We start from the raw sequence: 9605 nt of genomic DNA on the forward strand, positions 1-9605 counted from the left end.
CGATGCCGGCCACCGACGCTGACCTCGCACCCGACCAGTTCGAGGACCTCGTCGACGCCGTGACCGGCGGTCCGGTCGAGTTCGACGGCCTCGTGGTGCAGTACGAGGACGACGGCTACGTGTTCGAGGTGCCGGACCTCCACCGCGAGCACCTCTCCGTCGAGGAGCTGGAACGGGTCGCCGCCGCCAACGCCGAGTGGGTCTCCAACTGGCACTTCTGGAACGTCGTCGTCGGCGGCGAGGGGACCGCCCGGCGCGCATTCCTGCGCTGGCTGGAGGCCGCCGACGAGCACTCCGTCCGGGGACGGTACGACGCGATGGCCGACGGCGGCATCCACCACGAGTGGGGTGAGCTGCTCGTCACGGTCGAACTCGGCGAGGTCGGCTACCGACGGTACGAGCTCCGTCACGTCGACGACGCCGACGCCGGTCGCGGGACGCTCACCGCCCACACCGAGCCGCGCAACCTGCGCGACCTGTCGAAGTACGACGACAGCGGGCGCTACCGGCCGCTGAAGACCGCGCCGTCGCTCGTCGACGGCTGGGTGCTCTCCGACCTCACGAGCGGCGAGCTGAAGGAGGCCCTCGGCTTCGTCTACCCAGCGACGGTGGAGAACTGGCACCGGGAGCAGGAAGGCACCCTCGACGTGACCCACTGGCGCGAGACCGCGGAGCGCCAGACCGGCATCTACGGTGTCGTCGAGGAGCTGCCCCGCGAGGCCGTCGAGTGGGTCACCGAGGCCGCCTGCGTCGACTCGCAGTGCCTCAAACGACGCGAGTGGCAGTACGACGAGGACGACCACCTCGAGACGCCCGGCGGCGATGGCCCGTTCCCCTGCAGGGAGCCCTGCTCGCTCGTCGTCGCGGCCGCCCGGAAGTGGACGAAGCTCGAGGAGGAGGACGAGCACACCTACGAGTTCGACCTCACGCCGAGCGAGAAGGAGCAGCTCGAGGCCATCGTCGACGCCGTCGCCGACGGCCGGACCGAGGGGATCCGCGAGGCCGACGTGTACGAGGGCGCGAACCGCTACCGGGCGCGCTATCTGCGGGCCAAGCGGTTCGACGATGACGGCAACCTCTGTGGCGTACCGACAGAGGAGTGACGGAGTTGCTGGCGGGGGCTCAGCGCAACAGGACGACGACGGCGACGAGAATCCCGACCAGGACCGCGCCGACCCCGAGCAGCACGACGGCGCTGTTCGCGAGCACCACCGCGAGCATCGCCACCAGCAGCGCCACGCCAGCCAGCGCGAGCAACGGCGCGTCGTCGCGCCCGGGAGCGAGCGCCGAGGGGTCCATCCCGCCCGCCCGTCCCGCCGCCGTCTCGGTTCCGCCCTCTTCGGTGCCCGGGACACCGGCCTGGTCGACGGCCGGTGTCGCCGCCGGGTCCCGAATCGTCACCGGGACCCCGGCCTCCTCCGCACCGTAGGCCGCCACGAACCGGAGCGCCCCGGAGACCGGGCGTGGGCCGTCGGCGACCTCGACACGGAACGTCGTACTCGACTCCGTCTCGACGAAGTGGTTCGTCTCGGTCAGGGTGGCGACACGCGAGAGCGCGTCGTCGACGTTGCAGTGGACGTGGACGGCTCGCCCGTGGTTCCGGACCTCCACGTCGAACGGTCCGCGAGCCTCGAACGCGTCGACGGCTGGCTCCACGCTGTGAAGCTCCTCGCGGCTGATGTCGACGACGAGGGTCTCGGGTGCCATGGGCGGTGAGTACGACGGGTCGTCGGTCGTCTACGAGTTCGGTTCCGCGACGCTACCGGATTACGCCGGCACGTCGTCGCGCATGTCCGGCGGCAGCATGTTCGGCACGCCCTCCTCGATGGGGTAGGCCTCGCCACACTCGGTACAGGTGAGTGTGCCGGAGACGATCTCGTCCTCGTCCTCGTGGTCCACCTCGAGTTCGAGGTCGGCCTTGTCCATCGGACAGCAGAGGATGTCCATCATGGATTCTTTCATACCCGCACCCTCGGACACCGAGAGCAAAAGGCTTCGGGAACGGCGTGCGTGATTGCCTGGATTCGAGCGGCGGCGCGAGACCGCGCCACCGGTGACCGTCCCGGTCGTCTCAGCGTCGCTACGAGTGCTGACTGCGGAAGCGGGAGTCACCGCACTGCGGGTCGCCCGCTACGAGTCGTACGGGTCCTGCAGGATGACGGTGTCCTCGCGGTCGGGCCCGGTACCGACGGCGTAGATGTCGGTGTCGAGCTCGTCCGAGAGGTAGCGCAGGTAGGTGCGCGCGTTCTCGGGGATGTCCGCCCAGTCGTCGACGTCGTCCCAGTCCACGTCGGGCCAGCCGTCGAACGTGCGGAGGTTCGCCTCACAGCGCGCCCACCGCTCGGTCGTCGACGGCATCGTCAGCAGCTCCTCGCCGTCGAGCGTGTAGCTGTGGCCGACCTTCACCTCGTCCATGCCGGCGAGCACGTCGACGTGGTTGACGGCGAGGCCGGTGAACCCGCTGACGCGGGTCGCGTGGCGGAGCATCGGCACGTCGAGCCAGCCGACCCGGCGGGGGCGGCCGGTGACGGTGCCGTACTCGCCACCCTCGTCGCGGATGTAGGTGGCGAGCTCCTCCTCCTCCTCGCCGGCGTCGCCGTCGTATCCCGCGGTCTGTCCCTCGACCCCGGCCAGCTCGGTCGGCATCGGACCGCTCCCGACGCGGGAGAGGTAGCCCTTGACGATGCCGATGATCTCGCCGTCGCCGATGAGACCCGGCCCGAGGCCGGTGCCGGTGGTCGCGCCGCCGGCGGTCGGGTTCGACGACGTGACGTACGGGTAGCTGCCGTGGTCGATGTCGATGAGCGTGCCCTGTGCACCCTCGAACATGACCTGCTCGCCGTCGTCGATGGCGTCGGCGAGGAAGTCGCCGCAAGAGACGGGCATCCCCTGCTCGGCCAGTCGCTCGCCGTACTCGCGGTACTCCTCGAACAGCGCGTCGACGTCGAACGCGTCCGGGTCGTCGAGGTCGTCGATGGAGAGCCCGTACACGTCTTCGACGAGCGCCCGCTTCTGGGGCACGACGTACTCGAGCCGCTCGCGCAGCACCTCGGGGTCGAGCAGGTCGCCGACACGGACGCCGCGGCGGCCCGCCTTGTCCTCGTAGGTCGGTCCGATGCCGCGCCCGGTGGTGCCGACCTCCTGGTCAGATTCGCTCTTTACCTCCTCCTCGATGCCGTCGAGCACACGGTGGTACGGCAGGATGACGTGTGCTCGCTCGGCGACACGCACGTCGGGGTCGAGACCCCGCTCGCGCAGGTCTGCGATCTCGTCGAACAGCGTCGCCGGGTTCACGACGCAGCCGTTACCGAGGACGCCCACCTTACCGCGGACGACCCCGCTGGGAACGAGCGAGAGCTTGTACTCGGTGCCACCGTAGACGACGGTGTGGCCCGCGTTGTCGCCGCCCTGGTAGCGGACGACGACGTCGGCCCCGTCGCCGTAGATGTCGACGACACCGCCCTTGCCCTCGTCGCCGAGCTGCGACCCGACAATGGTTACGGTCATTTACACGCGCCGATTCTCTAGCGGCCGGTAAACCGATTTCGATACGGCGGGTCGCGCTCGGCGGTTGAGTCGTGGTCCCACCGACCAGAAGACATATACACGAACCACTGCTACCATCGATTTACCACGTTTCTCGCCGCGTTCGCACGATAAGGTTTAAAACCCCGTACGACAAGTTAACAAATGCCATGATAGACCGACTTGAGAAGGAAGTCGATATGCTGGAACGGCATCTGCAGGTGCTGAAGATGGTCATCGAGAACGAACCCATCGGTATCGTGAAGATGTCCAACGAGACCGGCTACCCCCACCACAAAGTCCGCTACTCCCTCCGCGTCCTCGAAGAGGAGAACCTCATCGAGCCGTCGAGCCAGGGCGCAATCACGACCGAGCGCACGCTCGAGTTCGTCGAGGAACTCGACGGCAAGATCGACGAGATCGTCGAGAAGATGAACGGGATGAAGATAGACGACGCGGCCGAAATCGAGAACTGAACGGTTTCCGTCTTCCTACAGCTCCGGCACGTTGATGTGGAACTCCCCGCCGCGGGACTCCACCAGACAGAGGTGGTAGCCCGATTTCCGGGACAGTTTCACGAAGCTCTTCTTCGAGTCCCGACTCAGGAAGCTGCCGCTCGTCGCCTCGGAGGCAGTCTCCAGCGCTCCCGGGTCGAAGAACGAGGCAGTGACGACGACCGCCCCGGCGAGGGTCTCGCTGGTCCGCTTGACCCGTGAGGCGCGCTCCTGGATGTCGACCATCATCTCCTCGGTCGTCGGGTCGCGGGAGTCGTTCAGGTTCGCGACGACGAGCGGGTTGCCCATCCGGTCGCGGACGACCACGTCGAACGTGGTCTGCTCGCGCTGCTCGTTGCCGTCGTCGTCGTAGCGTAGCGACACCGAACCGTTGAGCTCGGCGCGGTCCGCCTCCGGGATGGCGTCGTAGAGGTCCCGCATCGCGCTCGCGTTCCCGGTGTCGCGGATCTCGTAGAGCAGGTCGCGGACGAACCACTCCACGAAGCGGAACTCGATGCTGTCGTGGAGGAAGTCGGCGTAGGGCCGGCCGTCGACCGCCGCGTCGTCCGCCTCGAACTGCGTGTGGTGCTCGATGCGGAGGTTCGCGTTGACCGCCTCGGCGTCGGCCTCGCCCTCGTGAGCGGTGTCGAGTGTCGCCTCGCCCTTCGAGCCGTAGCGGACGAAGAGGTTCGTCCCCTCGAGCGCCTGCTGTGGCGTCAACTGCGTGGTGGCGTCGGCGGCCGGGCCGCGCTGTGCGGCGAGTTCGGCTTCGAGGTCGGTCAGCTCGGCCTCGAGCTCGGCTATCTCGGCCTCGAGGGCCTCGCGTTCGTCGCGCAGCTCGGCGTTCTCGTCGGCCAGCTGGTCCCGCTCCTCGCGGAGTTCCGTGCGCTCCTCCTCGACGTTCGAGAGCTGCTGCTGGAGCCGGTCGATCTTGTCCTCGCGCTGGAGCATCTCCCGCTCGAGCGGCTCGTCGGGGCTCCGGCTGTCGGCGGTGTTCGTGGACTGTTGCTCCGTGCGTCCGGCCTGCCGACCGGGGTTCGACTGCTGGGTCGAGCCGCCGTTTGCCTGCTGCGGACCGGTCGCGCTCTTGGGGTTCGACTGCTGGCCGTCCGCGGCGTCCTGGCGCTGCCGTCGGCTCCGTCGGGTCGGCGTCGTGCTCTGGCTCGTCGCGGACTGCGCCGTCGAGCTCTGAGCCGTTGGGTCACCGCCCGTCGGTTCTGACCGGTCGGGGTTGATGGAGGGAATCGAGCGCGTCTCCCGCCACTCCGCTTCCTCCTCCAGCACCGGGTCCTCGTCCTCGTCCGCGGCCTCGCGCTCGACCTCCTCCAGCACCTCGTCGGGAATCTGGACGGGGTCGTGGTCGTCCGTCGCCGTCTTCGTGGCCGTGCTGTCCGGTGCCGGGTCCGCGTCGGCCCGCGTGTCCGTCGCGCCGGGCTGGCCCTCCGGGTCCGCCGACGGCTCCCGTCGCGGGGCCGGCCGGCTCCCGTCGGCCTGGGTGTCCTCGGACGGGCTGTCCGCCGGGTCGGTCCCGCCCGTCCGCGGCTGGTCCTGCGCCCGAGGTTGCTCGGTCTGGGTGGGCGCTGGCTGCTCGCTCGAGGCCTCGCTGACCACGGGCTCCGCTGGCGCGGAGGCCTCGCTGACAGGCGACTCGTCGGCGGGGTCCCGCTGGTCGCGGGGCGTGGCCGCCTCCCGCCTGGCGTCGGCAGTGTCAGACGGGGCGGCGTCGGCGACGACCGGCTCGTCGCCGGCCGCGTCGCCCGTCCCGGTAGGGTCGGTCCCGGTGGGGTCGGTCCGGGCGTCCGCGGTGCCGGCGGCTGCACCGCCCGCCGCAGCGCCGGTCGCCGCGTCGTCGGGGTCGGTCGCCGGCTCGGGCTCCGGCTCGCCACCGGGAATCTCGGTCACCTCGATGTCGACGTCCATCACGGTGTAGATGCCGACCTCGTCGTCCGCGCGCTCGAACGCCTCGTCGCCCGTGTGCAGGCGTTCGCGGTTGCCGATGAACGCACAGCTCATCGAACGGCCGCCGTAGTAGACGACGTAGTAATCGCCGCTGAGGACGTTCTCGGAGAGTTCGATGTAGCCCGTGAACTTGCCCGACGTGAGCGTCGAGTCGGCCTCCGAGATCGGTGTGTCGTTGGTGTAGTAGTTCGCCCGTTCATCGCCGCCCGTCTCCTGCATCGCGAAGAGGAGCGGCACCGACGGATGGGGTGCCTCGTACGTCGTGCCCGACGAGCCGTCGAAGTCGTCGATAGTCCCGTCGAAGACCCCGATGATGCGGCCGTTCAGCATGAACAGCCACGTCGTCCCGGTCGTCACGGCTCCGGTGAACTCCGTGTCCGCGAGCGAACGGAGCTCCGCGAAGCCGCCCGGGAAGGGACGGGAGTCCCAGTCTTCGACGCGCTCTACTCTGCGCGAATCCATATAGGGTTACAACCGCATGCGGGACAAATAGTTTCCGGGGATTCACCGTTGCAGGCTGGCACCCGACACGGTGAACGGCCGAAACGCGGCCTCAGATCTTCGATTCGGCGTCGTCCGCGAGCTCCTCCATGCGCTTCTGGATGCGGCCGGCGCTGGAGAACTCGTCCTCGCTCATGACGCTGGCGAGCGCGTTACCCAGCACGAACACGGCGTGTTTGTGCTCGCTCTTCGATTTGTGTACGTCCGACGGGTCGACGTCGAGGTCGTGGTACTGCTGGAACAGCTCGTCCTTGCCGTCGCCCTGTGCCTCGAAGTGTGTCATGATATCCACCATCTGCTCGTGGAGTTCGAGGAGCTCGTCCTTATGCATGAATCCGTGTACGGTTTTGGCCGATTTAAGGATTGTTGTGCCGCTCAGCGGGTCGAGGGCGTCGGCGAGGGGCGTAGGCCACAATTTTTATAATCGACCGTCGTACCGGGGAACAAATGCCGACAATCCGCCTCGACGTCCCCGAGGAGACCGTCGAGAAACTCGACATGGAGACGGACCTGCTCGGGTTCGAGGACATCCCGGCGTATCTTGACTGGATCATCGGGAACCGTGCAGCCATCGAGCAGGGGACCGAACGGGACCAGTTGCTGTCGGAGTACGCCGCCCGTGTGGCCGAGTTAGAGGAGCAGGTGGCCCAGAGCACGACCGGCGACGAGCCAGCGCCGACCCCGGCCGACGGGGACGCGACGGCCGAGGCCACGGACGGGTCGGCGACCCCCGAGAGCCCGGGAGTGACGGACGGGACGGATTCGAGCGGTCAGCAGCCGGCGACGGCCGACGGCGGCGGGACGGCGAGCCAGACTGTCGAGACGGGCGGGACCGGCGAGCGGATGGTCCCGAAGTCGGGACCGGACGCGGAGCCCGACGACCTCGGCGGGAACTTCACTCCCGAGCGCGTCAAGCGGTTCACCGACGAACGACTGAACGAGGAGGCCGACGTCCTCGCCGGGGTCGAGGGCGAGCGGCTCGACGAGTTCGCCCGCCGGGCGGTCGCACAGACGCGCAAACGCCTCGGCCGTGACCCGGCGACCGGGCTGAGCTACCAGTCGAACACGAGCATCGCGGTCAGCAGCGACGACGTCTCGCCCGGCGAGGACATCACGGACCTCGAGGCGCTCGACGTACCAGGTCGCTCGCCGGAGAAGGTCGAGCCCCGCCGACGAGCCGTGGGCGCGGCGCTCGCGTACCTGAAGGACGAGGACCGCGCCCGGCGGTCGGACTTCGTCGAGGCGCTGTACGAGGAGTACCCGGCGGGGTACGGCTCCGAGTCCGGCTGGTGGGACTGCATCAAGACCGGCCTGAAACAGGTCGACGTGGTGGAGGGCGGCGACGGTGCGCGGGTCTGGCGGTTCCGGCGGACGGAGATATCGAACGAGGCCGGGACCCTCCGGGGGCGCGGGCCGAAGCGCGTCGTCGACTCCAAGTAGGGCCGGTGCCGCGAGGGGTCAACAGCACAGCTCCCTGAAGCGGTTCGTCCCCTGGTCGGTGCCGGCGACGATGAGTTCGTCGCCCTGTTCGATGCGGAACGAGGGACCGACGTCGGTGACGAGCGTCCCGTCGCGTTCCACGCCGACGACCGTACAGCCGGTCCGCTTGCGAACCTGTGCCTCTTCGAGGGTCTGTCCGACCAGCACCGTGGCCTCCGTCCGGATGACGTCGACCTGCTGGTCGAGGGAGAGCACCTCCTCGTCCTCAAGGATCGTCGAGGCGATCATCCGGCCGCTGACGGACGCGAGCGAGAGCACGTAGTCGGCCCCCGCGCGGTACATCTTCTGGATGCTCCCGGACTCCGTGACACGCGCCACGACCTCCGTCTCGGGGCTCTCGTCCCGGATGACGAGCGTGGCGAACTCGGTGGTCGTGTCGTCGGGGAGCGTGAGCACGACCGTTCGAGCGTCCGCGAGGCCGGCGGCGTGGAGCACCTCCGGGTCGAGCGCGTCGCCGACGACGTCGACGCCGGACGTCCGTTCCCGGTCGATGACGCTGTAGGAGCTGCCGGCCTCGTCGAGCTGCTCCGCCACGCTGCTCCCGACCTGTCCGTAGCCAACGACGATGGTCTCGCCGCGGCGGAACTCGCGCACGCTGGAGAGCGTGAGCTCTTTCAGCCGCTGGAGCTGGTCCTCGCGCCCGGTGACGAGCAGGACGGTACCGCTGTCGAGCACGGCGTCCGGCTCCGGCGGACTCCGGAACTCGCCCTCGAACCACGCCCCGATGACGTTGACGCCGGCCCGCTCGCGGATGCTGCTGTCGGCGAGTGTCTTGCCGACGAGCTCGCTCTGTCGGTGGATAGGCAGTTCGGCGATCTCGAAGTCGTCGCCGATCTCGATGGCGTCGCCGAGCTCGGTCGAGAGACCCGTCGTGACCTTCGAGGCGAGCCCGCGACCCAGCAGGGGCCGGGGGGAGAGCACCTCGTCCGCACCCGCGAGGCGGTGGTAGGAGACACTGTCGGGGTCCTCGACGACGCTGACGATCTGGAGGTCCTCGCCACCGACCTCGCCCGCCGCCAGCACGATGCTCGCGTCCACCTGGTCGGAGACGTCGGCCACGAGGGCGCGGGCACGCTCGATGCCGGCGTCCTCCAGGTCCTCGGTGCTCTCGGGGTCCGCGTTGATGACGTCGTAGCCGTCCTCGTGGAGCTCGACGGCGGTCTCGCGGTCCGGCTCGAGGATGACGGAGTCGACCCCCCACGCGTCGAGTTCGTCGATGACCGCGTCGGCCCGCGCGGTGTAGGTGCAGACGACCACGTGGTCGCTGAGGTCGTCGTCGACGCTCGCCGGGACCGTCGTCGAGAGGATGTCCTCCATGAGCGGGAAGAAGAGCACGGGCAGCGCCATGAAGATGAGGAACACGCCCGTCGTGTCCATGATGATGACGAGCAGGTTCATCTCCGGGGTCTGCCAGGGTGCGTCGGACCCGAAGCCGGTCGTCGTGAACGTCTCGACGACGACCTGCAGGGAGTGCAGGAACGTCTCCGGTTCGGACTCGTAGACGCTCATCCCGTAGTCGTAGATGACCGCGTAGACCAGCATCACCCCGGTCAGCATCAGGAGATAGTAGGCGGTCCGGCGCTGCCACTTGTCCATGTCCGGGCGTTACGCTCTACGGGGATAACT

Annotated in this window: 9 protein-coding genes; 3 read left to right on the forward strand and 6 right to left on the reverse strand. The window is 68.7% G+C overall.

Annotated features, from left to right (window positions below; translation table 11 throughout):
- Nucleotides 1-2 precede the first annotated feature (2 nt).
- Entirely contained in the window at nt 3-1103 is a 1101-nt protein-coding gene (locus BLT27_RS03505) for a DR2241 family protein (RefSeq protein ID WP_175526371.1), read from the forward strand.
- Between the two features lie 19 nt (nt 1104-1122).
- On the opposite strand, the gene BLT27_RS03510 is transcribed toward BLT27_RS03505, so the two are convergent.
- From BLT27_RS03510 to BLT27_RS03520, 3 genes are all read right to left on the reverse strand, one after another.
- Nucleotides 1123-1707, reverse strand: coding sequence for a DUF7524 family protein (locus BLT27_RS03510; protein ID WP_089731650.1), 585 nt, complete (start codon nt 1705-1707; stop codon nt 1123-1125).
- A gap of 60 nt (nt 1708-1767) precedes the next feature.
- A complete protein-coding gene (locus BLT27_RS03515; protein WP_089731651.1) occupies nt 1768-1962 on the reverse strand; it encodes a methytransferase partner Trm112 in 195 nt (64 codons plus the stop codon).
- Between the two features lie 168 nt (nt 1963-2130).
- A complete protein-coding gene (locus BLT27_RS03520; RefSeq protein WP_089731652.1) occupies nt 2131-3507 on the reverse strand; it encodes an adenylosuccinate synthase in 1377 nt (458 codons plus the stop codon).
- 188 nt (nt 3508-3695) lie between these two features.
- Here BLT27_RS03520 and BLT27_RS03525 point away from each other — a divergent pair, with 188 nt between their 5' ends.
- Complete coding sequence (locus BLT27_RS03525; protein ID WP_089731653.1) at nt 3696-4001, forward strand: hypothetical protein; 306 nt, start codon at nt 3696-3698, stop codon at nt 3999-4001.
- A 15-nt stretch (nt 4002-4016) separates the two neighbouring features.
- Here the strand turns inward: BLT27_RS03525 and BLT27_RS03530 are convergent, their stop codons facing one another.
- Nucleotides 4017-6440, reverse strand: a complete 2424-nt coding sequence (locus BLT27_RS03530; RefSeq protein ID WP_089731654.1) for a DUF7527 domain-containing protein — start codon at nt 6438-6440, stop codon at nt 4017-4019.
- Between the two features lie 91 nt (nt 6441-6531).
- The gene (locus tag BLT27_RS03535; protein WP_089731655.1) at nt 6532-6810 is read right to left on the reverse strand and encodes a UPF0058 family protein; all 279 of its coding nucleotides are present in this window, start codon (nt 6808-6810) and stop codon (nt 6532-6534) included.
- Nucleotides 6811-6926: 116 nt separating this feature from the next.
- On the opposite strand from BLT27_RS03535, the gene BLT27_RS03540 reads away from it, so the two are divergent.
- Nucleotides 6927-7919 (forward strand): hypothetical protein, encoded by a 993-nt coding sequence (locus BLT27_RS03540; RefSeq protein ID WP_175526372.1) that lies wholly within the window; start codon nt 6927-6929, stop codon nt 7917-7919.
- Nucleotides 7920-7937: 18 nt separating this feature from the next.
- Here BLT27_RS03540 and BLT27_RS03545 read toward each other — a convergent pair whose 3' ends face one another.
- Nucleotides 7938-9575, reverse strand: a complete 1638-nt coding sequence (locus tag BLT27_RS03545; RefSeq protein ID WP_089731656.1) for a potassium channel family protein — start codon at nt 9573-9575, stop codon at nt 7938-7940.
- Between the last annotated feature and the right edge of the window lie 30 nt (nt 9576-9605).

The sequence above is a fragment of the Haloarchaeobius iranensis genome, assembly GCF_900103505.1.
In the GTDB taxonomy this organism is placed as follows: Archaea; Halobacteriota; Halobacteria; order Halobacteriales; family Natrialbaceae; genus Haloarchaeobius; species Haloarchaeobius iranensis.

Excerpts from the sequence above, each read along its gene's own strand:
- BLT27_RS03545 (WP_089731656.1), bottom strand. The coding sequence starts at position 9,575 with ATGGACAAGTGGCAGCGCCGGACCGCCTACTATCTCCTGATGCTGACC.
- BLT27_RS03540 (WP_175526372.1), top strand. The coding sequence starts at position 6,927 with ATGCCGACAATCCGCCTCGACGTCCCCGAGGAGACCGTCGAGAAACTC.
- BLT27_RS03510 (WP_089731650.1), bottom strand. The coding sequence starts at position 1,707 with ATGGCACCCGAGACCCTCGTCGTCGACATCAGCCGCGAGGAGCTTCAC.
- BLT27_RS03520 (WP_089731652.1), bottom strand. The coding sequence starts at position 3,507 with ATGACCGTAACCATTGTCGGGTCGCAGCTCGGCGACGAGGGCAAGGGC.
- BLT27_RS03515 (WP_089731651.1), bottom strand. The coding sequence starts at position 1,962 with ATGAAAGAATCCATGATGGACATCCTCTGCTGTCCGATGGACAAGGCC.
- BLT27_RS03505 (WP_175526371.1), top strand. The coding sequence starts at position 3 with ATGCCGGCCACCGACGCTGACCTCGCACCCGACCAGTTCGAGGACCTC.
- BLT27_RS03525 (WP_089731653.1), top strand. The coding sequence starts at position 3,696 with ATGATAGACCGACTTGAGAAGGAAGTCGATATGCTGGAACGGCATCTG.
- BLT27_RS03535 (WP_089731655.1), bottom strand. The coding sequence starts at position 6,810 with ATGCATAAGGACGAGCTCCTCGAACTCCACGAGCAGATGGTGGATATC.
- BLT27_RS03530 (WP_089731654.1), bottom strand. The coding sequence starts at position 6,440 with ATGGATTCGCGCAGAGTAGAGCGCGTCGAAGACTGGGACTCCCGTCCC.